The sequence below is a fragment of the Staphylococcus pasteuri genome, assembly GCF_003970495.1.
GTDB lineage: Bacteria > Bacillota > Bacilli > Staphylococcales > Staphylococcaceae > Staphylococcus > Staphylococcus pasteuri.
Window position 1 is genome coordinate 1 of record NZ_RXWW01000030.1, and the last position, 24,896, is coordinate 24,896.

Here is a 24,896-nt window from a genome sequence, read left to right on the forward strand (position 1 = left end):
ATACAAAGCTTAATAAATGTATTTACTTATATTTTAAAAATTAATTGCTTTATTCCAAATAGTTCTATAGTATTAATTTAAAGAAAACGCTTTCATAAATTGTTTATTTTGCTTTCCTGAGGAGGAAAATTATGGCAAGACAACTGCATAGAGAGTTGAATAATAGACATATCCAATTAATTGCAATTGGGGGAGCAATTGGTACTGGACTATTCTTAGGTTCCGGACAAACGATTGCATTGACCGGACCTTCACTATTATTCACGTATATGATTATTGGAATGATACTTTTTGCATTTATGCGTGCTTTAGGGGAATTATTATTAAGTGGTACACACTTTAATTCTTTTGTAGATATAGCTAATGAATATATCGGACCTTTTGGTGGTTTCGTCATTGGTTGGACCTACTGGATTTGTTGGATTGTTTCAAGTATGTCTGACCTAACAGCAATGGGACAATATTTTGCTTTTTGGTATCCACAAGTACCCCATTGGTTAACCGTGTTATTCATAGTTTTAATCTTGATTTCATTTAATTTATTAGGTGCTAGATTATTTGGTGAACTAGAATTTTGGTTCTCTATTATCAAAGTTGTAACTATTGTAGCCATGGTAATTGTAGGTTTAGTATTAATCTTCTTTTCTTTCAAGACACACTACGGGCATGCGTCTTTTACTAACCTAGTTAAACATGGTGGTATGTTCCCGCATGGTATATTTGGGTTCTTAATGTCATTCCAAATTGCTGTCTATTCATTTATTGGTATTGAGTTGATTGGGGTTACGGCTGGGGAAACTAAAGATCCTCAAAAAACGATTCCAAAAGCAATCAATAATGTACCTATTCGAATTTTACTATTCTATATTGGCGGTCTACTTGTCATTATGTCTGTCATTCCGTGGAATGGTATTGATCCAGATAGCAGTCCATTCGTGAAGTTATTTACATTGATTGGTATCCCATTTGCTGCCGGTATTGTTAACTTTGTAGTTTTAACTGCAGCAGCTTCTGCAACGAATAGTGGTATTTATTCAAATAGTCGTATTCTATTTGGTTTATCTAAACAAGGCTTAGGACCGAAAGTGCTAAGTAAAACAAATTCAAATGGTGTTCCATATTTATCTATGTTCGTATCATCATTTACTTTATTAGTTGCAGCATTACTTAACTTCATCTTTCCAGATGCCATTCAATTATTTATATATGTCACTACACTATCAACAGTATTATTCTTAGTAGTTTGGGCAATGATTATTGTTTCTTATATTATTTACGTTAAAAAGAATCCTCAAGAACATAAAAATAATAAATTTAAATTGTTCGGTGGACAAGCAACTGCCTATGTCGTATTAGCATTCTTTGCATTCGTATTTATATTATTATTCTTTAGTGATGATACTAGAGCGGCTATCTTTATTTCACCATTCTGGTTTATCTTCTTATACTTTTATTATAAAAAGTACAAAAATAATGCTAAAGAATTAGCTGAGAAACAAAAATTAGCTGATAAAAAACATACTGAAAACCTATAATCTTAAGATTAATATAGAGTTTGCAAAGTTGATTTTGCTAACTCTATTTTTTTATATAACTTTGAAATTTACAAAATTTAAATGGTATATTTCATGTTAAAATAATACTTATTATTGATATAAGGAGATTAAGATGGAATTACTTGAAGCATTTTTAATATTTATATTTGCTGTTATATTAAGTGCAATCATTAATAATCGTTTTCCTAAAATTCCCACAGCGTTTATTCAGATTGCACTGGGTGCAGCCATTTTCACCTTACCTATTCCTATTCATTTTGACTTTGATTCTGAAGTGTTTATGATGGCTGTCATTGCACCATTATTATTTGTAGAAGGTACTCATATTAAAAGATCAAAATTAATGGAATATAGAACACCTATCATATTGATGGCAATGGCATTAGTATTCACAACAGTTATCGGTGTCGGCTACTTTATACATTGGATTTGGCCCGAGCTACCAATGCCTGCCGCATTTGCAATTGCAGCAATACTTTGCCCAACTGATGCTGTAGCCGTATCTGCTATAACTAAAGGAAAGATTTTACCAAAGGGAGCAATGTCTATTTTAGAAGGAGAATCTTTACTTAACGATGCTGCTGGTATCATTTCTTTTAAAATTGCTGTTACTGCCCTTGTTACTGGTATGTTCTCGGCAGTCAGTGCAATTGAACAATTTATAGTATCAACAATTATAGGGATATTAGTTGGTGTCATTCTTGGTATTTTAGTAGTGCAGTTACGCGTCTTTTTAACTGCAAATAAAGGTTTTAAAGATAATAATACTCTCACTTTTATTCAGTTACTTACACCATTCGTTATATACTTTATTGCCGAAGAATTACATGCCTCTGGTATTATTGCAGTTGTGTTTGCCGGATTAGTACATGGTTTAGAACGAGATAGATTACTTCGTGCTCAAACAGAATTACAAATTAACTATTCCCAGATTTGGAATACATTGAGCTATGCATTAAACGGTTTTGTATTCGTCGTTTTAGGGTTTATAGTACCTGAAGTAGTTATAGAAATTGTGAAAGTTGAACCAGATAATCTTAAATTTTTAATCGGTATTACATTGCTTATTTCATTAGCTATTTATAGCTTCCGTTTCATATGGGTCTTCTTATGGTATAAAGATTTTTATTATCCTAAAAATATACAACGTTATATTGAAGATGAAGAATTAGCAGAAGAAAAGCCACCAAACCGAATACTTTATTCATTTATCATGACTATGTGTGGTATTCATGGGACAATTTCTGTATCAATGGCTTTAACCTTACCTACAATGATGAGTCACCATCAAAACTTTGTATATAGAAATGATTTATTATTTATCGCATCATTAATGGTTTTAATTAGCCTTATACTAGCTCAAATCGTCTTACCTCTTATTACAAAATCGGAAAACAAAGATACTAAACAAGGTATGACATATCAAGCGGCTAAAATACTTATCATTCAATCTGTCATACAACAACTGAAAAAGAATGCTAAAGAAAATGAAAACATTGATTATAGACCTTTATTCAATCAATATTTCACTGAGCTTTCGTTCTTAATTAATGTAGAACCAGATAACAAAGATACTAAAGAACTACACAGATTAACCAAAATTGCTGAAGAAGAAGAAACAGCAACCTTAGAACGTCTTATTAATAAAGGGAAAATTACATCTCAAGAATTATCTAATTACCGAAATATTGTAGAGTTGAGTAAATCCTATAAAGAAGCATCGTTTATCACAAAATTCTCACGTTTCTTTAACATGATTTATTTAAGATTCAAAGCGAGAAAGAACTATAGAAAACACGCTGCCCATACCTTTTCTTCAGAAGTGCAAAATAAAAATAAAGATAAAGTTAACTCAACTCATCATGAGAAAATATCAGTTGAACAAAATAATGAAAGACACAAACCTTCAAGAGATCAAATTGAAGAAAGACGTACTGAAATGTTGAAGTCATATAAAAATGAACTAAAAAGTGTACAAAAAATTATGCGCGTGGTGAATCATCAAATCACACTTAGATTACACAAAGAACAAAACAGTTCAAATGTGCTTGAAACATCACTTGTTGTGAACCAATATTATAATTTGATACGTACATTACGTAAAAGACAAAGTACCACTCAAAGTAGAAACAATAATGCAATAACTAATTTTTCTTCAGAAACACAATTGTCTTTACGTTTACACGCAATTTATACCGAAAGAAAATTTTTAGATGAATTAATTAAGCAACAAAAAGTCACATCAGAAATTGCTAAACAACTAAGAGAAAATATTAACTACAATGAAATTATTATTGCTGAAGAATCATAAATAAAAAAACCACAATGACTATTTATTCACTTATCTGAATATCAGTCATTGTGGTTTTTAATTATTTTTTAAGTTTAAATGGAATTGTACAGAGGATGACGTTTTTCTGATAAATCAAATGCATTTTTAAGCGTAAGCTTGTTTGGTTGTGTAATAGATGATGCCATGGTTTCTTAGGTATAAATTCTGGCACAACAACCGTGATTAAATAATTTTGATTTTCTGCTTTACGGTGAATTTTATCGATAAATCTAGAAATCGGTCTTATAATACTTCTGTATTCCGAATGTAAAATAATAAGTCGTACATCTGGATAATGTTGTTTCCATTTTTCTTGAAATGCTTTTTCATCCTCATCACCAAATGATACATGCACTGCAATCACATCATTATTAGCTAACATTTGAGCGTAATAAATAGATTTGTCTACTACAGTCGTAATACTCATAATAGGTACAATGGCTAAACTACGATCTACAACTGGTACATCGTATACATCTTTATCTGATCGCAATTGTTCAGCGACATTACGATAATGCATTTTAATTCTTACAAAGATTGATACAAAGAATGGTAAGAACAATAATATAGGCCAGACATGTGTAAATTTAGTAATTAAAAATATCATAAATACAATAAATGTAATTGTTCCACCTAGTGTATTGACTGCTAGTTTCGCTTGCCAACCCTTTGGTCTCTCTCTAAACCATTTTAATACCATACCAAATTGTGCCAGTGTGAATGGAATAAATACACCTACTGCATATAATGGAATAAGATTTTCAGTTTTACCTTTGAATAAAATAATTAATATAATAGCAAAAATTCCTAATACTAAAATTGAATTAGAATAACCTAATCGGTCACCTCTGACTGTAAACATTCTAGGCATATACTTATCTTTTGACATAGACGCAGCTAACATTGGAAATGCAGTAAAACCTGTATTAGCAGCCAATACTAAAATCATTACAGTAGTTGCTTGTACAAAATAAAAGGCCACATTATCACCAAAAATTTGTGATGCTAATTGTGATAATACTGTCGTTTCAGTTTGCGGCATGACACCATAAACATAAGCTAATCCTACGATACCAACTAAAAGGAATGCTAAAATACTTCCCATCGTTACTAATGTTTTGACTGCGTTTTTAGCAGCTGGATCTTTAAAATTTGTAACAGCATTTGAAATAGCCTCTACCCCTGTTAAAGAAGAAGCCCCTGAAGAAAATGCTTTTAATAGTAAAAAGAGTGTTACACCATGTACTGATGTTCCAATTGACGATTGCATATGTGGTTGTATATCACCAGTAGCAACACGCCATGTACCTATCACTATTAACACAACTAATCCTATGATAAATAAATATACTGGGTAGGATAATAAAGTCGCTGATTCAGTTAACCCTCTTAAGTTCAATATCAAAATAAACAAAACTAATAGACAAGCTATTAATACCTTATGATGATATAAACCTGGAAATGCAGCTACAAATGCATCGGCTCCAGAAGAAATACTTACAGCTACGGTTAAAATGTAGTCAACCAGTAAGGAACCTCCAGCAAGTAATCCCCACTTCTCGCCTAAATTCGTTTTTGACACCATATATGCTCCGCCACCTTTAGGGTATGCATATATAATTTGTCTATACGATAATATAAGTGCTGCTAATAAAATCAATACACCTGCAGCAATTGGTAATGTATACCATGAAGCGACTGCCCCAACGACTGATAACGTAATTAGTATTTGCTCCGGCCCATATGCAACAGAAGATAAGGCATCTGATGATAATATCGCTAGTGCTTTGAATTTAGTAATCTTTTCATTTTTTAAGTCCCTATTCTTTTTAGGACGCCCAATTAAAAGTCTTTTAATTTGATTAAACATAACTCCAATACCTCTTTGTATGTTGATGGATAAACTATACTCCCAACACAGTCAGTTGTATAGATTCTCCCTTAATATTTTAAGGTCTATATACAACTTAATTGTTATATTACACTTTTATTTATGTGTATTCTAATGATTAACCATTTTTATTGCAAGCACTTTAACTCGCTAAAATATTTCTAAACCTGCTATAATAAATTACACTTAATAAAACTTTATGCAACATATTTTAAAAAGGGAACTCTAACTATGAAAAAAAGGCCATTTATCATCACTCTCATTTTTACGATAGTTATACTTATAATCGTTATTATTACGAAACATTTTTTAGCTTATAATAAAAGCGAAACATTACTAACGAAATCATCACAAAACTTTATTGATACAATTGTACAATCAGACATGAAAGCTGGAGATATTCCAGGTGCTTCAATTTTAATAGTGAAAGATAATAAAGTCTTTTTAAATAAAGGATATGGCTATGCAAATGTTGAAAAGAAAATAAAAGCAAAACCAACAACAAAATATGAAATTGCTTCTAATACAAAAGCTTTTACAGGATATGCCATATTAGATTTAGCACATAAAGGAAAGCTTCATCTCAACGATAAAGTATCCAAATATATACCTAGATTCTATATGACATATAATGATAAAAAATATGATATCACTATCAAGCAACTTCTGGGGCAAAAGAGTGGCATTCCTTCGAACATTACTAGTGAGGATCAAACCGAGCAATATGGTGATTCAATCAACAATTTAGTTAATAGTATCAAAGGAAAAGAATTAAATCATAAACCTGGAGATACATTTGAATATTCAAATATGAATTACGATGTATTGGGGTTAGTTATACAAAATGTTTCTAAGGAATCTTATCAAACCTATATTAAAAAGAATATTTTAAAACCGCTTCATATGAATCAAACATCATTTAAAACTACAAATACAAAGCATAAAAAAGAAGCAGTTGGCTATGAACAAGCCAGTGGAGTTATTAAACAAAGTGCTCCATCGTTCAATATTGGAGACACACCTTCAGCTTATTTAATGTCGAATACTAGAGATTTAGAACATTGGGTTAAAATGCAATTATCACCTTCTAACAAAACAAAACGTATTGTTAATCAATCACATCAAACTATCAATGAATCAAGAGGTGAAGATAATGCAAATGGTTATGCTGCAGGTTGGTTTACCAATTCAAATAATAATTATGTATATCATATTGGGACGCTAGATAACTATTCCTCAATTATATTACTCAATCCTAAGAAGTCGTACGGTATCGTTATTTTAGCAAATTTAAAATCTACCAAAGTATCACAACTAGCAGATCACTTGAATGCACAAGTCATGAACCATAAACATTATACGACTATCGAAACTAAGATAGAACAAGCGTATGACATAAATATTGTTATTACTATTTTATCGGCATTAGGTATTTTAATTAGCTTATATTTTATTTTTAAACGTTTATTTGCTATCAAAAATGGCTTATATAAAGTTCAAAGAAGTAAAGCTTCTCTCTATGCCTTTATAGCATTAATGTTGGTATTCGTATTAATCAGTGTAGCTATTTATTTAATTCCTTATTTTGTATTAGGAAATAATAGTTGGTCATTTGTGATGACATGGTTACCTACCCACGCCAAATTTGCACTGTTTAGCTTTTACGGTTGTGTTATTTCAATAACTATTTTACTCATTATTATTATTTTAAGTAAAAAATCCTATAAATAAGTGACACACTTACGTTCAAATAGTTAACAGTTACGAATAATTTGATAAAACGCCCTCTTATTTCTGTTATATTAAACATAAAATAATTGTGTTATTGCAAAAAGCTCATATCTTTACACGAAAGCTATATTTTATAAAGAGGAAGTCATTTATGGCCAAACGTATATCAATATTATTAGTTGTAGTTTTATTTTTAACAGGTTGCGATTATTCAAAATCTGACAATCGTGCTGGTGTTTTTTATAATACATTCGTCCAACCTATGGATAAGTTACTGCATTTATTAGGTAGATTATTTAACGAGAACTATGGGCTAGCTATCATAACAATAGTACTCATTGTACGTTTTATTCTATTACCATTTATGCTTATTCAAGTTAAAAATATGCATATCATGCGAGAAAAAACGAAAGTCGTTCAACCACAAATAGATAAAATTAGAGAAAAAATTAAAAATGCATCTTCTCAAGAAGAGCGTAATGCAGCTAATCAATTATTAATGAAAAAGTATAAACAATACGGTATTAATCCATTTAAAAATCTCGTTGGTTGTTTACCAATCGTGATACAAATTCCTATATTAATGGGACTATATATGAGTTTGAAATATCCCAGTAGTGATGGTATTACTAAATATCCACATTTTTTATGGTTTAATTTAACAGAGCCGAATATTGTGATGACTTTGATTGCTGCTTTAATGTATTTTATTCAGCCATTAGTCAATTCTATTCATTATCCTAAAAAAGAACGCAAAACCTATTATGTCATGATGGTGTTATCTCCTATATTTATTACTTATGCATCTTTAACATCTGCATCTGCTTTAGGCCTATATTGGTCTATAAGTGCTGCATTTTTAATTATTCAAATGCATTTTGCCCATCGTCATTATTCAAAAGTAGGACAATTAGAAGCTGAACAACTTAGAAAGTCATTAAACACTAAAAATGATAACCATTAAATAACTAATCAAAAAATAAAAGCGACTTAATGTCACCTATATAAAAGGTAACATTAAGTCGCTTATTTTAAATTACTATTTGATAGGATTCATACCATCTTTCCAAGTTGAATAAATTAATTTACCACCTTGGGCTTTGAATTTATCATTTGTGATACCACGTTCAAATGGTTGTGCTGGTTGAATATCAATTTCAGGATCAACATTTAATTGTTGTTTATACCATTCAGCAAAGTCAGAACCTTTAACTGGTTCGTCATCAGCAACGTTATAAATACCATTATCAAAGTTTAACGCTTGAATTGATGTTTCAACTGCATCATCAAGATGAACAAATGAAGTAACGCCATCTGACAATGTTACTTTACCATCGATAAATTGATTATAAATCATTCCGTCTTTTCCATACCAAGTACCTGGTCCGTATAACCAACCAAATCTTAATACGACATATTCGTCCATGCGAGATGTTTCTTCTTCAAGACCAATAACACCATCAACTGTAATTTTACGATCACCTGTTGAATCTAAATCTAATGATGTTTCTTCAGTTGCAAGACCTTCACCTGCTTCATAAACGAAACCAATACTTTGTGCAATGACTTTTTTCACATCATATTTTTGAGCAGCATCTATTAAATTTTTTGAACCTTCAACACGTACTTTAGTATTCGCAGACATATCAACATTTTTTAAATCTGTGATTTGATTGATAATGATTTCTGGACGGAAATCTGCAATAGCACTATCAATAGTATCGTATTTTAGAATATCTCCAATATATGCTTTTACATTAGATGATTCTAATTTTTCTTTACCATTTTCAGATGTAGTGAATCCAGCTACATCATGTCCTTCTTAGATTAATCTTTTAGTTAATTTTGTTCCGATTAAACCTGTCGCTCCAGTTACAAAAATTTTACTCATATTCTCACCTTTCCTTTATTTTTCTATTAGGGGGATATTTTTACTTGTTAGATGAGTGTACAAAATCTATCGTATTCATCCAAATAATATGCCCAAGTAATTCAGATAATCTTTCTTCTTTAGGTAAATCTTCCACTTTTGGTGTTAATGATAATTTAGGTAATAAGTATTCATGGAATGCTATATTAACTATTATTCCGAAAATAGAACCGTTTAAAGCTTTCACTTGTGGACACTTCTCAGCAATCAATGCATAGCTCATTGCATTTACAATGGAAAAGCCATAATGCACACCCATAATTGTTAAAGGTATCTCATTTCCGTTGTAGTGATAAGTAGCATTTTTAATGTTTTCGGGTAAGCCAAGTTGATTCAACAATGTCATTGGTGGCGGTTCTTCATCACGTTCAGGTGTTCTAGGTGGCATTAATGCTTCCCAACCCATTTTGACAGCTCCACCTAAGAAACCACCAACAATACCAGTTATTAATACATTTTTATATGAAATATTCATATATGCATCTCCTTAATTCAACATTTTAATTTATTTACCCTATCATGATATTTTAAGTCATTCATCATCAATTATTTCAATAATTGATATATTTACTATTGATTTAAATCCTAAAAAATAAGCTTATAAGCAAAAATTTCTATACGCTTATAAGCTTAAAATATACTTCATCTATTGTGCGTCTAATTTATTTTCTTTAGCATGAATAAGATTAGCAACAAATTGATTTACTGGTGCATCAATACCGTTCTCAACACCTAATTTAGCTACAGCACCATTAATATAATCTATTTCTGTTTTGCGATGATTATTAATTAAATCTTGATACATCGAAGGGAAATGAGGGCCGACTTTGTCATTGAGATCGATTAGATATTCAAATATTTCATCTAGATTTAAATGAACATTATCAATGGTTGCTACATGTACAATTTCCTGGGTAATTTTATAAATAAGATTTTTCGCATCGTTACTTTCATTTAATGAAGACATTTTGCATTCTAAAATCGTGCATAATGCATTCGCTGTTCCATTAACACAAATTTTCTTCCAGATTGACTGGTGCAAATCTTCACTTAAAGTGCCATTTAAGCCGGCTTGATTTAATATTTCAACAATGGTTTGAGCATTATCCATCCCTTCTGGCACAAGTCCACCTACTTCAACTGGTCCGCTTCCCATCAAGTGGGTACAACCTGGACTTTCTATTCCTGCTGTCCAAGTTGTTACACCTCTTACAATTTGCGATGTTTTAACATATTGTTCAATTAAACGTTCATGTTTCAAACCATTCATAGTACAAACAACAATAGACGTTTCACTTAAATGCGGTTTGATATAATCTAGGACATCTTTTAGTTGCATCGATTTTGGAAATAAAAATACTATATCATAAACATCATTATTAGGAATGTCTTCATGACTATACATTGGTATGTCTAAATGACAACGTTCTCCATTTATATCAATATGCAAGCCATTGGTTTGAATCGCTTTAACATGAGTCATCCAACTATCAATTAATGTCACATCAAAACCTTGTTGAAATAGTTTAGCACCAAATCCACATCCTAAAGCACCTGAACCTGCAATAGCAATCTTCATTCAAATCCCTCATTCCATGATAAAGTTAAACTTAAAATACTATTTAATTGCAATAACGTCAACGTGAATAGCAAAATCTTCATAATTTTCTAACATTAATCAGTATGAATAAAGATCGAGACATGCTTTTTGTCTCGACCTTAATAATAACGTTTATTCTATTCTTATAAATTTGTTTGTTTCTTAGGTACTAATAATAAAATGGCAAAGAATGCAATTAGTGCGATGACTGCATTTAAGACAACGCCCATAAAGCCACCTAATGCCATATTCATTTGCGACGCAAAAGCACCATATATAGTTCCTGAAATAGCTACGCCAAATGCATTACCTAAAGAAGAAGCCATTTTATAAACACCTGAAGCAACACCTACTTTATCATCAGGGGCTTGTGCAACAGCTGTATCAGTTGATGGTGTCGCATAAATACCAAGTCCTGTACCAAATAATAAATATCCGATAACACTTGAAGTAATGTACCAAGGTTCTGGTAAGAAAGTTAAAGATAGTAAGACTAATCCAATAGCTGTTAAACCACTACCCATTAATAATGGTCGTTTCGGACCTAGCGCTTGAAGAATCTTCTCACCTACACGAATCATAATTAATACAGCGATTAAATATGTAAGAGAAATTACACCTGTTTGAGATTCATTAAAATCAAGTTGCTGCTGGTAATAAGTGTTTACTACGATTAGCGTACCACCTGCAACACCATTTAACATAAAGTTAGAAACAGTAGCTCCACTGTACCCTTTATTAGCAAATAAGCTAAAGTCTACTAAAGGATATTTAATTTTATTTTCGTACATAATAAATCCTATTAGTGAAACAAAAAATACTACGATTAAACTTATAATAATTGGTGAAAATAATCCTAATTTAGAAGATTGTGTAATAATAACGTTAATACTTAACATACAAATAATTAGTATTATTAAGCCAACAATATCAAATTTCTTTGCTTCACCATTTTTAGTGATTACTGGTTCTGCTTTCGTTTCTGGAGTGTGTTTAATTAAATACATAGACAATAATGTCAATACAATTGATACAATAAAGATGGTTCTCCAACCAAAGTGTGTGGACATTAGACCACCAAATAGCGTACAAATACCACTACCACCCCAAGATCCAATTGACCAATAACTTAATGCTCTTTGTCTTGCAGGTCCAATATAATATTCGTTAATAATAGCTAAGGTTGCAGGCATAATACATGCTGCTGATAAACCTTGAAATATTCTACCTGCAATTAAAAAAGGTATTAACGGTGTAATAATAATTAATAAAGACCCAATAATATTTAATATTAAGCCAATGTATGCAACTTTTACGCGCCCATACTTATCTGCAAAATCACCAGCTCCTACAATGAATAGTCCTGACATTAAGGCTGTTAAACTAACAGCTATATTAATAGTGCCAATATCACTTTTAAATGATGTTTGTAATGGCACAACTAAATTGACTAATGATTGTGCAAATAACCAGAAAGTAATAACACCTAAAATAATACCTAGAAGAAGCCTATTGTCTCCTTCAAACTCCTTTGAAGTTTTGTTCATAAAATATTAATTCCTCCTACAAAACACTTTCCATATTTTACTTACTCATTTTAAATCGATTTATGTAAAAGTTTTTACTTAAAAAAACAACTGCTTTCCCTTTTCTATTTCTCTATTTGCTTGATTACTTTTAGATCGATTTTATCAGTTTTTTATTATACCCTTTAATTTCTTTTAATATTTAGAATATTTGTATATATGAATACATATTTTACACCAATTACTTTTATTTTTCCATTACATCTTGAAGTATATATTTTTTAGTATTATCTTTAAAATAGGTAAGCGCTTACTATATAATAATAAATGAATTTGTCGAAACTTACTAAAAAATAAAAGGATAAATTTTTTGAAAATTGTCACGAAAACGACGAATTCAATGTACAAATTAATATGAATTATATTGTATAATTGCTCGTGAATTACTTCACAAAAGATTCGTTTGAACTTTGCAATTGATTTTTTTATTTTTTAAAACTAAATAACTTTATCTTTTAGTTTACGTTTTAAATTAGTAAGTGAATCCTATTTTTGACAAATCCAAACGTTCTTACCGAATCCATATACAAATAGAACAGGAGGAATGTATGTTATGGCTAACTCATCTTCTACAAAAGAAAGAGTTCAACATACATCTGGAAGAGTGTACAATTTCTTCCAACAAGCTTTAACAATTGCAGTTATTTTGTTTATCTCTAAGATTATTGAAGCATTCATGCCTATCCCAATGCCCGCTTCAGTAATTGGTTTAGTTTTATTATTTATCGCTTTATGTACTGGAATTGTTAAATTAGAACAAGTCGAAACAGTAGGAACTACTTTAACTAATAATATTAGTTTTTTATTCGTTCCAGCCGGCGTTTCAGTAATCAATTCATTACCTGTATTAAGTCAAAGTCCAATATTGATTATTTTATTAATCATTTTATCTACAATCTTTTTATTAATTTGTACTGGTTTCGCTTCTCAATTATTAGTGACAAAATCATTGTTCCCTAGTAAAGAGAAAAATGAAGAAACTAGTCGTATAGGAGGTTAATCATGGTAGAACATTTAGGTATTAATACTCCATATTTTGGTATTTTAGTTTCCCTTATTCCATTTGTAATTGCTACATATTTTTATAAAAAAACGAATGGATTTTTCTTACTTGCACCTTTATTCGTTAGTATGGTTGTAGGTATTGCTTTCTTAAAATTGACAGGAATTAGTTATGCAAACTATAAAATAGGTGGAGATATTATTAATTTCTTCTTAGAACCAGCTACGATTAGTTTTGCAATTCCTTTATATAAAAAACGTGACGTATTAAAAAAATATTGGTTACAAATATTTGGTGGTATTGCTTTAGGTACTATCGTTGCACTTATTTTAATCTATCTAGTTGCAACTTTATTCCAATTCAGTAATCAAATTGTTGCTTCAATGTTACCTCAAGCTGCAACAACAGCAATCGCTTTACCTGTATCAGAAGGTATCGGTGGTATGAAAGAACTTACATCATTAGCAGTTATTTTAAATGCTGTAGTTATTTCTGCATTAGGTACTAAAATTGTAAGATGGTTCAAAATTTCAAACCCAATTGCACGTGGTCTTGCTTTAGGTACTAGTGGTCACACATTAGGTGTAGCTGCTGCTAAAGAATTGGGAGAAACTGAAGAATCTATGGGTAGTATTGCAGTTGTTATTGTAGGTGTTATTGTAGTAGCAATCGTACCTATTTTAGCGCCAATATTATTATAGGTTAAACGTTGTAGTAAGTTAAAATTAATAAAACAAGGTCAGGGCTATGAAAGTAGTCCTGACCTTGTTTTATATTTATTTAATTTGTTGTGGTTGATGTTCAAATTTCTTTTTGTTTTTACGTGTTGGATCTAGTCGTTTTTCTAAGAAACGTAATCCTAAATCAATTAAAATAGCTATTAAAGCAATTGGTATCGCTCCTGCTAAAATGAATGTTGTACCGTCTGTTGAGTTAGTTCCACGAATAATAATATCACCAAGTGTTGGTGCACCAATGAATGACCCAATAGCAACAATACCGATTGCAACTACTAGTGCAATACGAATGCCACCTATAATCACTGATAAAGATAATGGTAACTCAATCATTCGTAATACTTGGTTTCTAGTCATTCCCATACCCTTACCAGCATCTTTAATATTTTCATCTACATCTACAATACCTGTATAAGTATTTTTAATAATTGGGAGTAGCGAATATAAGAAAACTGTTACAACAACAGTTGTTGGACCTAGTCCCATAGCTAACATCAAAATCGCAAGCATTGCTATGGCTGGTACTGTTTGAATAATATTAGCAATTGTAATAATAGGCCAAGCTAGTTTCTTATATCGAGCTATGACAATGCCTAATGGAATACCTATAATACAAGCAAACAGTACACCGTAAACTGACATTAATAAATGTTTAAAGAATAATTCCATAAGGTAGCCAAAGTTCAATGAATAATATTCAATAATAGATTGGAATAAATTACCTTTCATAATTATTGACCACCTTTCTTACTATTTTTGTCATCATCAAAATAGTTATGTTTTTTCAAGTATTCTTCTGCAATAATTGCAGGTTCTTTCCCTTTACCGTCAGATTCATAATTTAACTTTTGCATTTCTTTAGTTGAAACTTTACCTTCTAACTTTTTCAAAGCTGTATCAATTTTTGGATTATCTTTAATCACTTTTTCTGTAGCCAATGGACTACCATCATATGGTGGGAAAAATTTACGATCATCTTTTAAAATTTTCAAATCGTAAGCTGCAATACGTCCATCAGTAGAATATCCCACAGCTACATCCAATTTTTTATTTTTTAGTGCATCATATACTAAACCTATTTGCATTGGTCGTGCACTTGCAAATTTAAATCCGTAATCTTTAACGAAGGCTGGATATCCATCTCCTGCTCTATTCATCCATTGTGTATCCATACCTAATTTCAAGTCGTTTTTATGTTTTTCTAAGTCTGAAACTTTTTCTAAATGGTATTTTTTAGCTGTTTCTTTTGTCACCATAAATGCGTACGTGTTCGCAAATCCTAATGAATTATAATATTTTTGATCATATTTTTTCTTGAATAGCTTTTGTGATTCAGACATCGCTTTTTTAGGATCTTTTGTTGGTTTTGCGTTTAACACACTAGTTAATTCTGTACCTGTGTATCTTACAGCTGACATATTAACGTCGCCGCGTTGCAATGCGTTATGTTGAATAATACTTGATCCTAAGTTCCCAATGATTGTCGGCTTGATTTTGCCTTTAGTTTCATGTTCAATCATTAGTTTCTCCATATTTGCAATAATCTTTGTTTCACTTGTTTCAGTAGTCGTGATTTTAACATCATTTTTTGAATTGCCGTCACCTAAACCTGGTAAACTACATCCAGATAATACTAAGAGGGACAAGGCAATAAGAATCACTGTATATTTAATATGTTTCTTCATATTGTTACATCCTCCCATTTCTTATCTAGATACTTTTAATCCTTTAGGTACCGCCCATTTTTCAACTAATGATAATAGCATGTCGACAATTAATGCTAACAATGTAACTAAAATAGCTGCACTAATAATCATAGGTGGTTGATATAAATTTAATCCATTGAATACTAAGTCTCCTAGTCCACCAGCACCAACATAACTCGCTAAAGTAGCCCAGCTAATGACATAAACACTTGAAAGTCTAATGCCACTAATGATTAATGGCAAAGCTAGAGGCAATTGGACATCTTTCATTAATTGAAATTGTGTCATACCCATACTTTGTCCAGCTTGTATAACATTTTTGTCTATATTTTTGACACCTAAAACAGTATTATTCAATATCGGTAATAATACATAAATAAATAATGCAACAATGGCAGGTGTCTTACCTACTCCGAAAATAGGTATCATAATGGCCAATACAGCTAAAGTCGGTATCGTTTGAAGTACGCCAGCTATCGTTAATACAACGTTAGCAATTTTAGTCGTTTTAGATAATAAGATGCCAACAGGAACAGCTACGACGATTGCAATTAACAAAGCAATGATAGAAATATAGAAATGTTCAATCGTCTTTGATACGAGCTGGCTTCCATATTCATTCAAAAATGCTTTCATTATCGTTCATCTCCCGCTTCATCCTTATTCATCTCGTTTATAGAAGATGTATTCACATGTTGATGAGTGTCGTCTTGATTGGGAAGACTATTTAAAGATTCATTCCCATTTGAAATGTTTGTCTCATTGGGCTCTACAGATTCTGACACTTCAGTATCACCGTCGCCCCAAATGGAGTCATATACGATATCAACTAAGTTTGCACGTGTGATAAGACCTATTAATTTATTGTCATTATCAACAACAGGTATGTTTCTCACATTACGTTTTAAAATAGTTCTAACTGAATCTTGTAATTTGGAATCAATATGTACTTTATAAATATCACGTTGCATTGTATCAATCAGTTCTTTTTTAGCTCTTAAACCCTGGTTAATATCTTCTATATCTAAGAAACCAAGTAGTTTGTCATGGCTATTCACCACAAATATGGTATCTACACGTCTCTCACGCATGATATTAACTGCATCATTCAATGAATCATCTGCATGAACAGTAACAGGTTTAATCATGGCACCTTCAACTGTTTTCATATTTGGTCTATCTTGGATCAATCTGTTTTGACCAATAAAGTCTTTAACGAAATCATTGGCTGGGTTTCTTAATATATTATCTGGCGTATCAAATTGCACAACTTTACCTTGTGACATGATGCAAATTTTATCTGCGAGTTTAATTGCTTCATCCATGTCATGTGTTACGAAAATAAATGTTTTACCTAATTTTCGTTGTAATTCTTTAACTAAATCTTGTAATGTATCTCGAGTTATCGGATCAAGCGCACCAAAAGGTTCATCCATTAAAATGATATCTTGTTCAGCAGCGAGTGCTCTCACTACACCAATACGTTGTTGTTGTCCACCAGATAATTCAGCTGGATAGCGATCTAAATATTCAACTGGTAAATCAACAAGTTGAATTAACTCTTTTGCTTTTGCATCTTTCTTTTCTTTAGACCACTTTAATAATTTAGGTACTAATACAATATTTTCTCTAATTGTCATATGCGGCATTAAACCAATTTGTTGAATAACATAACCGATACTTCTTCTTAATTCCACGGGATTCATATGACGAACATCTTTGCCATTCATCTGGATTTCTCCATCAGTGGCCTCAATCATTCGGTTAATCATTCTTAATGCAGTTGTCTTACCACTACCACTCGTCCCAATAAATGCGATAAACTCTCCTGATTCAATATCAAGTGATAAATTATCAACTGCCTTTTTATTCCCAGAGTAAATCTTGGTTAAATTCTTAATACTTAACATGATTATTTTCCCCTTCCATTAAGTAAAAAATGGCGAATATCACTATACAATTTAAAAGACCAGCAGAACAGTTGTTAACTAATAAATAATATTGGTTGAACAAGCGTACGATGGTCTTTACCTTCAATGTTTAATTTTAAAAAGATGTCATTATGTTACTGCTATGTGTATAACATTGGCTTTAGGTTTCTATGTATGCATATTCGACAACGATATAAATATATACCCTATATAATTTTAATAAACATATTGCGTTTTTACAAAATTCATTTATTTAAACTTAACAAATTTATAAAGATATTCATAATTTTAATTTGAATTACAAAACGATAAACATTGTATTTCTAGCTTAAAATTATGAATTGTGAAAGTTATTTTAATAATTAATGACAATAAATCGAAAAGTATTTTTATGTTACACATTTATGAATACCTAATGTTCTTTTGTGATATTTTGAACTTGTATTAAAAAATAATAAAAAGAAGGGTTAAAAATGAATGAACAAAATAAAGTAGCAGTTGTAACTGGTGGCGCACAAGGTATTGGTTATCAAATTGCTAAACGTTTATTCTCAGATGGTTTTAAATTGGCTATTGTAGATTTCAATGGAGAAGGTGCAAATCAAGCAGCACATGCTCTATCACAAGATGATTCAAAAGTAATCGCAATCAAAGCTGATGTTTCAAATCGAGACGATGTATTCAATGCGATGAATCAAACAGTAGAACACTTTGGAGACTTACACGTACTAGTAAGTAATGCAGGTTTAGGTCCTATGACACCTATTGATTCTATTACCCCTGAAGACTTTGACAAAGTATATGGTGTCAATGTGAAAGGTGTACTATGGGGTATTCAAGCAGCACATGCTCAATTTAAACAGTTAGGTCATGGTGGTAAAATTATTAACGCCACATCACAAGCTGGCGTTGAAGGAAATGCAGGTTTATCACTTTATAGTAGTAGTAAATTTGCAGTGAGAGGTTTAACACAAGTTGCTGCGCGTGATTTGGCAAATGAATCTATCACAGTAAATGCGTATGCGCCAGGTATTGTCCATACACCAATGATGGAAGGCATAGCTAAAAAAACAGCTGAAGAAGCTGGCCAACCTGAATCTTGGGGATGGAAACAATTTACTGATCAAATTGCTTTAGGAAAACTATCCCAACCAGAAGATGTATCCAATGTTGTTAGCTTTTTAGCTGGTAAAGATTCAGACTATATTACTGGCCAAACAATCATCGTTGATGGTGGCATGAGATTCCATTAATAATCATTGGCATTGTTTAAACTCTTACTATATAAAAAGACTAAGCGAAGTTAGCAGTATATGATTACTGTTAGCTTCGCTTAGTTATTACTTATCATGCATACCTTTACCTTCAAGGATATGATTAATATATTTATCCACACGCTTTTGTCTAGTATCTGCGCGTTTTGCTTCTCCGATATGATGTAAATATTGTCGTTGTCTCCCAGGTGTTAATTGTTTAAATGCTTCTTTTAACTCTGGCATTTTATCAAATTGTTGTTGTAGTTCATCTGGAACTTCATAGTCCTCTGTTTTCTTTAATTTTACTTCTTTACCTGCTTTTTCAATGTCTATCGCTTGTTTCACATAATCAATAATTTCTTCTTTTCGTGATTGAATATCTTCTAATTTTTCAAATCGTAACTGTCTTGCAGATTGTACGTTTTTCGTTTGTTGAATTAGCGTGTTGTAACTGTCTTCTATTAATGCACCTTTGAAAAACATAACCGCAACATATTCTTTAAACCCGTGTATTAAAACAACGTTTTTATTATTAATTGTGTAACAAGGGTGCATCCATTTCATTGTTTCTTCTAAATCATCAAAATTTACAATGGTCTCTCTTAAATAATTGAATTCATCTTTCCATTGACTATCCTTTTTTAAAAATGCTTCCACATCAGCATTGATATTTTTTTGACTACTCATTTGTTTGCCCTACTTTCTACTTTTTCCAGTGATTTATTCACTATTATATACCAAAATATTTAAAACACTATTTTTATACATTTATACAAAAATTACAATATATGCATTTGACTAATATTTTAACTAGCGTATAATAATGGCGTAGTATTTTCAGAATATAAAAGAATGAGGAGTCAATATGGCAAATAAAAATGAAACAGAATCGAATAACAGCAAGATTAATCTGCCCCAATTAGTGTTACTCGGACTAGGATCATTAATTGGTTCAGGTTGGTTATTCGGTGCATGGGAAGCATCTTCTGTTGCAGGCCCAGCAGCTATCATTTCTTGGATTATTGGATTCGTAGTTATAGGAACAATTGCTTATAACTACATAGAAATTGGAACTATGTTCCCACAATCGGGTGGTATGAGTAACTATGCTCAATATACACATGGTTCACTACTTGGTTTCATAGCCGCTTGGGCAAACTGGGTATCACTAGTAACGATTATCCCTATTGAAGCAGTATCTGCTGTTCAATATATGAGTTCTTGGCCTTGGGATTGGGCTAAGCCAATGAGTGCCTTAATGAAAGACGGTTCGATAAGTACTTCTGGTTTATTCGCCGTTTATGCTATTATTATCATCTTTTCATTATTAAACTATTGGTCAGTAAAATTACTAACTTCATTTACTAGCTTAATTTCATTCTTTAAATTAGGTGTACCATTATTAACAATTATCATGTTAATGGTATCTGGATTTGACACTGGTAATTATGGTCATTCTGTAGGTACATTCATGCCATACGGAAGTGCACCAATATTTGCTGCGACTACAATGTCTGGTATTATCTTCTCATTTAATGCATTCCAAACAATCATTAATATGGGATCAGAAATCAAGAGTCCTGAAAAAAATATCGCACGTGGTATTGCAATTTCATTAACTATTAGTGCTATACTATATGTTATTTTACAAAGTACATTTATCACTTCAATGCCACAATCAATGATTCATGAACATGGTTGGAGCGGTATTAACTTTAACTCTCCATTCGCTGATATGGCTATTTTATTAGGATTAAATTGGTTAGCTATTTTACTTTATATTGAAGCTGTAGTATCACCATTTGGTACTGGTGTATCATTTGTTGCTGTAACTGGTCGTGTGTTACGTGCAATGGAAAAAAATGGTCACATTCCTAAATTCTTAGGAAAAATGAATGAAAAATATAAAATCCCACGTGTAGCGATTGTCTTTAATGCTATTATCAGTATGTTAATGGTGACATTATTCCGCGATTGGGGTACTCTAGCAGCCGTTATTTCAACTGCAACATTAGTTGCCTATTTAACAGGTCCAACAACAGTTATCGCATTACGTAAAATGGGACCTAAGATGACGCGTCCATTCAGAGCTAGAATTTTAAAATTCATGGCACCACTGTCATTCGTACTTGCTTCATTAGCTATTTATTGGGCTATGTGGCCAACGACTGCAGAAGTTATTTTAATCATTATTTTAGGTTTACCAATTTATTTCTTCTATGAATATAAAATGAATTGGAAAAACACTAAAAAACAAATCGGCGGAAGTTTATGGATTATCATTTACCTAATTGTACTTTCTTTCCTATCATTTATCGGTAGTAAAGAGTTCAAAGGTTTAAACTGGATTCATTATCCATGGGATTTCTTAGTTATCATTATTGTTGCCCTTATTTTCTATCAATTAGGTGCAATTAGTTCATTCGAAAGTGTTTATTTCAGACGCGCTAAGAAAATGAACAGCAATATGGGTGATAAACTTAAGAAACGTAAACGTCGTGAAAGACGCGAAAAAATCGCCGAAAAACGTCAAGAACAACAAGAAGAGCAAGAACAAAATAAATAATATATTGAAAACTGCTAATGACTAAAAATAGTCATTAGCAGTTTTTTTGTATGTAGTTAGAAGTTATCAATCATTTATTATATAGTGAATATATAGTACGAATTGAGAGGACGAGTGGTGTGTATGGTAAACGTGAAAACAAGCAATGGAGAAATTAATGGTATTCATAAAGATGGTATAGATACATTTCTTGGTATTCCGTATGCCACCTTGTCTAATGGACGTTTTAATCATTCTAAACTTTATAAACAATGGTCTGTACCTATGCATGCAACACATGTTCAAAGTATTCCTCCTCAACCTTATAATCAACTTGAAGACTTTTTCTCAAGTGATGATGACTACCATTTTAATCAATTTTCTCAACATGAAGAGTGTCTATATTTGAATATATGGCGACAGCATCACCATTCTGAATCACGACCAGTTATAATTTATTTTTACGGTGGAGGCTTTATCAATGGTCATGCTAATGCCGAATTATACTCTCTTAAAAATGTCGCAAAACAAGAAGATGTCATTGTCATCACTTTTAACTATCGTTTAGGTGCATGGGGATTTTTAGATTGGTCTTATATCAATTCTAATTATGATTTAAATAATGGCTTATCTGATCAACTAAATGTTTTAAAATGGGTTCACCAAAACATTGAAGATTTCGGCGGTGATCCTAACAATGTCACATTAATGGGACAATCAGCAGGAAGTATGAGCATTATGGCTTTAATGCAATTACCTCATACTTATCCATACTTCCATAAAGTAATGTTGCTAAGTGGCATCTTAAACTTAGATAGCCCAACAATAGGGTATGATAAAGCTCAAAGATTTAGTAACTTAATCTCAAAACAATATCCTAATGTCTCAATAGATGCATTATCGACTGACGATATATTAAATATCATGATGTTAGATCAAACATCTCGAGGGAATTCAAAAGGATTGGAATTAATATATGCACCCATTCAAACAGCTGATATGGACTTTAATAATGCTAACTTTTCAAAACCCATCTTCGTTTCATATACGAAAAATGAAGGTGATATTTATATAAAAAATGAATCACGCAAACTAACTCCCGAACGATTTGTTGAAGCCATGTCATTTAATAAAGTTAATATCGATTCGACGGAAGCGATATCTGCCAAACAGCAATCAGATTTTATTACCAAGTATATTTTTCAACAGCCAGTACATCGTTTCTTAAATGACATGAAGCATAACCCAAATATATGGTTAGCTTGTTTCCAGTGGCATCGAACTGATAGTAAGTACTATAAAAGTGCATATCATATTTTAGATATGATTTTTTGGTTTGGTAACTTGAATATTTTAAAAGCGCATCAATTATCTGTTACACAGCATGAAACAAAGTTAAGCTCGAAAATGATACATGATTTATGTTACTTTGCTACACACAGTAAAATGCCTTGGACTCCTTATAATGAAGACAATAAAAGACCATTTCAATACAAATAAAAGCGTCTCCTCTTTTGGGAGACGCTTTTGTTTATTTAAAAATTTAATTTTTAGCAAAATGATTATTTTTTAATGCTATAGTAACAATTAAACCTAAAAATCCAATGAATGCGCTCGTATAAGTCACAAAGTGAACTGACATATTTGATACAACGAGTCCACCTATAATGCCACCCATTCCTATTCCGGCATTCAAACTAGACATGTTCCAACTCATCACTTGACTTGTGTCGCCTTCAACTTGTTCGATAAGACCACTTTGTACGGCAGGATTGGTACTCCATTGCATAATATTCCATACAAATAAACCAATTAATAACATAATAGTACCTGATAATATGAAGTTCAAAATAAGCATCATTACAATAAATATTGTAATTGAAATAATCAACCAACGCTTACTTGTCCATTTATCAGCAAAAATACCACCTAATGATGTACCAATGACACCAGCAACACCATTAATTAATAATGCGAGAGATACAAATGACATTTCGTGACCATTTGATAATATAAGTGGATTAATATATACAAATGTGACTGAGTTTGCAACTAAAATCAAGAATGTAATTGTTATAAATTTAGCAACTTCACCAGGACGTAATACTTTTGATATGACTTGATTGCTATGATTAGTGTTTGAGTTATTAGAATGACTTAATTCATGTTCTTTAGGTAGGAAAAACATCATTAATATCCCTACAATAACACTGATAACAACTATAAATATAAATGTAAATCGCCAACCTACCATATCACCTATTAATGTTCCTACAGGTACTCCAAACACATTTGCTCCGCTAAAACCTGAATAAACGATACCTATCATTTTCCCTCGATTTTTAGCTGGCGTTAACATTGCAGTGAGCGCTAGTACTTTAACAATAATTAATGAGGCCGCTGCAGATGAAAGAATTCGACCTATAACTAATATCGTGAAATTAGGTGCGACAGCTATAATTAAATTCCCTATAATAAAAGCAATTAAGGTCCATAACAGGACTGATTTAGCTTTAAAACGTTGTGTTACTTTAACAAGTATTGGCCCACAAATCGCAAACGTTAAAGCATATAAAGTCACTAGTTGACCTATTACGGCTTCTGATACATGTAAGTCCTGACTCATTAAATTCATAATTCCAGCTACCATCATCTCAACCATTCCAACGATAAATACACTGAATATGAAGGTGATGATACGCATCAACGACATAATATATCCCCCTTCCCTATAAAATTACAATATTTGTAGCATCAAAAAAACAGCTACAAACCCATTTAATTAGATTAGTAACTGTTACATTATATAATATAAATTAATACTTTTGTTTGTCAGGAATTTAAAATTTTAAAATTTGTCTTCACCAATGGCATGATTAATGATTTCCAGTACACCCATTAAAACAATTGCCCCCATAACTCCGCCATTAACTATATAAGCATTATGTAGTAACGTTTCCATACCAAAATCTTTATGCCATGTATTTTCAATAAACACTAAAATACATCTAGTTACATCATATATTACTAAAATTATTAATATAAAAGATAACAGATAACCTAGGACTTTCATTTTATATTATCCCCCATCT

The 24,896-nt window shown here is 31.5% G+C and carries 20 protein-coding genes and 1 pseudogene; 9 read left to right on the forward strand and 12 right to left on the reverse strand.

The features are described 5' to 3' along the window. The first annotated feature begins 131 nt into the window (after nt 1-131). Complete coding sequence (locus CD121_RS04210; RefSeq protein WP_017637582.1) at nt 132-1,535, forward strand: amino acid permease; 1,404 nt, start codon at nt 132-134, stop codon at nt 1,533-1,535. 133 nt (nt 1,536-1,668) lie between these two features. After that, nucleotides 1,669-3,867, forward strand: a complete 2,199-nt coding sequence (locus CD121_RS04215) for a cation:proton antiporter (protein ID WP_126567504.1) — start codon at nt 1,669-1,671, stop codon at nt 3,865-3,867. A 61-nt stretch (nt 3,868-3,928) separates the two neighbouring features. Here the strand turns inward: CD121_RS04215 and kimA are convergent, their stop codons facing one another. Then, a complete protein-coding gene (kimA, locus tag CD121_RS04220; protein ID WP_126567505.1) occupies nt 3,929-5,758 on the reverse strand; it encodes a potassium transporter KimA in 1,830 nt (609 codons plus the stop codon). A gap of 252 nt (nt 5,759-6,010) precedes the next feature. On the opposite strand from kimA, the gene CD121_RS04225 reads away from it, so the two are divergent. Together CD121_RS04225 and yidC are read left to right on the forward strand one after the other, a co-directional pair. Next, entirely contained in the window at nt 6,011-7,510 is a 1,500-nt protein-coding gene (locus CD121_RS04225; protein WP_126567506.1) for a serine hydrolase domain-containing protein, read from the forward strand. 151 nt (nt 7,511-7,661) lie between these two features. Further along, entirely contained in the window at nt 7,662-8,474 is an 813-nt protein-coding gene (yidC, locus tag CD121_RS04230) for a membrane protein insertase YidC (RefSeq protein ID WP_119622746.1), read from the forward strand. 75 nt (nt 8,475-8,549) lie between these two features. On the opposite strand, the pseudogene CD121_RS04235 reads toward yidC, so the two are convergent. The 4 genes and pseudogenes from CD121_RS04235 to CD121_RS04250 form a co-directional block, all read right to left on the reverse strand. Next, nucleotides 8,550-9,401: pseudogene (locus CD121_RS04235) on the reverse strand (NAD-dependent epimerase/dehydratase family protein). A 40-nt stretch (nt 9,402-9,441) separates the two neighbouring features. After that, nucleotides 9,442-9,915: a DUF1440 domain-containing protein gene (locus CD121_RS04240; protein WP_119622744.1), complete on the reverse strand. Its 474-nt coding sequence runs from the start codon at nt 9,913-9,915 to the stop codon at nt 9,442-9,444. A gap of 171 nt (nt 9,916-10,086) precedes the next feature. Then, nucleotides 10,087-11,019 (reverse strand): 2-dehydropantoate 2-reductase, encoded by a 933-nt coding sequence (locus CD121_RS04245; protein WP_017637576.1) that lies wholly within the window; start codon nt 11,017-11,019, stop codon nt 10,087-10,089. 164 nt (nt 11,020-11,183) lie between these two features. Further along, nucleotides 11,184-12,587: an MFS transporter gene (locus tag CD121_RS04250; RefSeq protein ID WP_119622743.1), complete on the reverse strand. Its 1,404-nt coding sequence runs from the start codon at nt 12,585-12,587 to the stop codon at nt 11,184-11,186. Between the two features lie 592 nt (nt 12,588-13,179). Between CD121_RS04250 and lrgA the strand changes: the two genes are divergently transcribed. Together lrgA and lrgB are read left to right on the forward strand one after the other, a co-directional pair. Then, nucleotides 13,180-13,626, forward strand: coding sequence for an antiholin-like murein hydrolase modulator LrgA (lrgA, locus tag CD121_RS04255; protein ID WP_017637574.1), 447 nt, complete (start codon nt 13,180-13,182; stop codon nt 13,624-13,626). A gap of 2 nt (nt 13,627-13,628) precedes the next feature. After that, a complete protein-coding gene (lrgB, locus tag CD121_RS04260; RefSeq protein WP_017637573.1) occupies nt 13,629-14,330 on the forward strand; it encodes an antiholin-like protein LrgB in 702 nt (233 codons plus the stop codon). Nucleotides 14,331-14,405: 75 nt separating this feature from the next. Here the strand turns inward: lrgB and CD121_RS04265 are convergent, their stop codons facing one another. The 4 genes from CD121_RS04265 to CD121_RS04280 are packed head-to-tail and all read right to left on the reverse strand — an operon-like array spanning nt 14,406 to nt 17,982. Further along, nucleotides 14,406-15,095, reverse strand: coding sequence for an ABC transporter permease (locus tag CD121_RS04265; protein WP_017637572.1), 690 nt, complete (start codon nt 15,093-15,095; stop codon nt 14,406-14,408). Between the two features lie 2 nt (nt 15,096-15,097). Further along, nucleotides 15,098-16,051 (reverse strand): osmoprotectant ABC transporter substrate-binding protein, encoded by a 954-nt coding sequence (locus tag CD121_RS04270; RefSeq protein WP_126567507.1) that lies wholly within the window; start codon nt 16,049-16,051, stop codon nt 15,098-15,100. A gap of 21 nt (nt 16,052-16,072) precedes the next feature. After that, complete coding sequence (locus CD121_RS04275) at nt 16,073-16,708, reverse strand: ABC transporter permease (protein WP_119622694.1); 636 nt, start codon at nt 16,706-16,708, stop codon at nt 16,073-16,075. Beyond that, on the reverse strand, nt 16,708-17,982 hold the full coding sequence (locus CD121_RS04280; RefSeq protein ID WP_119622695.1) for a betaine/proline/choline family ABC transporter ATP-binding protein: 1,275 nt from the start codon (nt 17,980-17,982) through the stop codon (nt 16,708-16,710). The genes CD121_RS04275 and CD121_RS04280 overlap by 1 nt, the downstream gene beginning before the upstream one ends. Before the next feature lie 494 nt (nt 17,983-18,476). Between CD121_RS04280 and CD121_RS04285 the strand changes: the two genes are divergently transcribed. After that, a complete protein-coding gene (locus CD121_RS04285) occupies nt 18,477-19,256 on the forward strand; it encodes a (S)-acetoin forming diacetyl reductase (RefSeq protein ID WP_046467042.1) in 780 nt (259 codons plus the stop codon). Nucleotides 19,257-19,343: 87 nt separating this feature from the next. Here CD121_RS04285 and CD121_RS04290 read toward each other — a convergent pair whose 3' ends face one another. After that, complete coding sequence (locus tag CD121_RS04290; protein WP_017637567.1) at nt 19,344-19,946, reverse strand: YdeI/OmpD-associated family protein; 603 nt, start codon at nt 19,944-19,946, stop codon at nt 19,344-19,346. Nucleotides 19,947-20,124: 178 nt separating this feature from the next. On the opposite strand from CD121_RS04290, the gene CD121_RS04295 reads away from it, so the two are divergent. After that, nucleotides 20,125-21,825 carry an APC family permease gene (locus CD121_RS04295; protein ID WP_119622697.1) on the forward strand — a complete coding sequence of 567 codons (1,701 nt, stop codon included), beginning with the start codon at nt 20,125-20,127 and terminating at the stop codon, nt 21,823-21,825. Nucleotides 21,826-21,948: 123 nt separating this feature from the next. Further along, complete coding sequence (locus tag CD121_RS04300) at nt 21,949-23,304, forward strand: carboxylesterase family protein (protein ID WP_119622698.1); 1,356 nt, start codon at nt 21,949-21,951, stop codon at nt 23,302-23,304. A 43-nt stretch (nt 23,305-23,347) separates the two neighbouring features. Here the strand turns inward: CD121_RS04300 and CD121_RS04305 are convergent, their stop codons facing one another. Together CD121_RS04305 and CD121_RS04310 are read right to left on the reverse strand one after the other, a co-directional pair. Beyond that, nucleotides 23,348-24,517: an MFS transporter gene (locus tag CD121_RS04305; protein ID WP_108000338.1), complete on the reverse strand. Its 1,170-nt coding sequence runs from the start codon at nt 24,515-24,517 to the stop codon at nt 23,348-23,350. A 135-nt stretch (nt 24,518-24,652) separates the two neighbouring features. Then, nucleotides 24,653-24,877: a hypothetical protein gene (locus CD121_RS04310; RefSeq protein WP_029056131.1), complete on the reverse strand. Its 225-nt coding sequence runs from the start codon at nt 24,875-24,877 to the stop codon at nt 24,653-24,655. Between the last annotated feature and the right edge of the window lie 19 nt (nt 24,878-24,896).

Bases quoted from the DNA above. Each gene is read 5' to 3' on its own strand.
- CD121_RS04210 (WP_017637582.1), top strand. From the start codon at position 132: ATGGCAAGACAACTGCATAGAGAGTTGAATAATAGACATATCCAATTA.
- CD121_RS04215 (WP_126567504.1), top strand. From the start codon at position 1,669: ATGGAATTACTTGAAGCATTTTTAATATTTATATTTGCTGTTATATTA.
- kimA (WP_126567505.1), bottom strand. From the start codon at position 5,758: ATGTTTAATCAAATTAAAAGACTTTTAATTGGGCGTCCTAAAAAGAAT.
- CD121_RS04225 (WP_126567506.1), top strand. From the start codon at position 6,011: ATGAAAAAAAGGCCATTTATCATCACTCTCATTTTTACGATAGTTATA.
- yidC (WP_119622746.1), top strand. From the start codon at position 7,662: ATGGCCAAACGTATATCAATATTATTAGTTGTAGTTTTATTTTTAACA.
- CD121_RS04240 (WP_119622744.1), bottom strand. From the start codon at position 9,915: ATGAATATTTCATATAAAAATGTATTAATAACTGGTATTGTTGGTGGT.
- CD121_RS04245 (WP_017637576.1), bottom strand. From the start codon at position 11,019: ATGAAGATTGCTATTGCAGGTTCAGGTGCTTTAGGATGTGGATTTGGT.
- CD121_RS04250 (WP_119622743.1), bottom strand. From the start codon at position 12,587: ATGAACAAAACTTCAAAGGAGTTTGAAGGAGACAATAGGCTTCTTCTA.
- lrgA (WP_017637574.1), top strand. From the start codon at position 13,180: ATGGCTAACTCATCTTCTACAAAAGAAAGAGTTCAACATACATCTGGA.
- lrgB (WP_017637573.1), top strand. From the start codon at position 13,629: ATGGTAGAACATTTAGGTATTAATACTCCATATTTTGGTATTTTAGTT.
- CD121_RS04265 (WP_017637572.1), bottom strand. From the start codon at position 15,095: ATGAAAGGTAATTTATTCCAATCTATTATTGAATATTATTCATTGAAC.
- CD121_RS04270 (WP_126567507.1), bottom strand. From the start codon at position 16,051: ATGAAGAAACATATTAAATATACAGTGATTCTTATTGCCTTGTCCCTC.
- CD121_RS04275 (WP_119622694.1), bottom strand. From the start codon at position 16,708: ATGAAAGCATTTTTGAATGAATATGGAAGCCAGCTCGTATCAAAGACG.
- CD121_RS04280 (WP_119622695.1), bottom strand. From the start codon at position 17,982: ATGTTAAGTATTAAGAATTTAACCAAGATTTACTCTGGGAATAAAAAG.
- CD121_RS04285 (WP_046467042.1), top strand. From the start codon at position 18,477: ATGAATGAACAAAATAAAGTAGCAGTTGTAACTGGTGGCGCACAAGGT.
- CD121_RS04290 (WP_017637567.1), bottom strand. From the start codon at position 19,946: ATGAGTAGTCAAAAAAATATCAATGCTGATGTGGAAGCATTTTTAAAA.
- CD121_RS04295 (WP_119622697.1), top strand. From the start codon at position 20,125: ATGGCAAATAAAAATGAAACAGAATCGAATAACAGCAAGATTAATCTG.
- CD121_RS04300 (WP_119622698.1), top strand. From the start codon at position 21,949: ATGGTAAACGTGAAAACAAGCAATGGAGAAATTAATGGTATTCATAAA.
- CD121_RS04305 (WP_108000338.1), bottom strand. From the start codon at position 24,517: ATGTCGTTGATGCGTATCATCACCTTCATATTCAGTGTATTTATCGTT.
- CD121_RS04310 (WP_029056131.1), bottom strand. From the start codon at position 24,877: ATGAAAGTCCTAGGTTATCTGTTATCTTTTATATTAATAATTTTAGTA.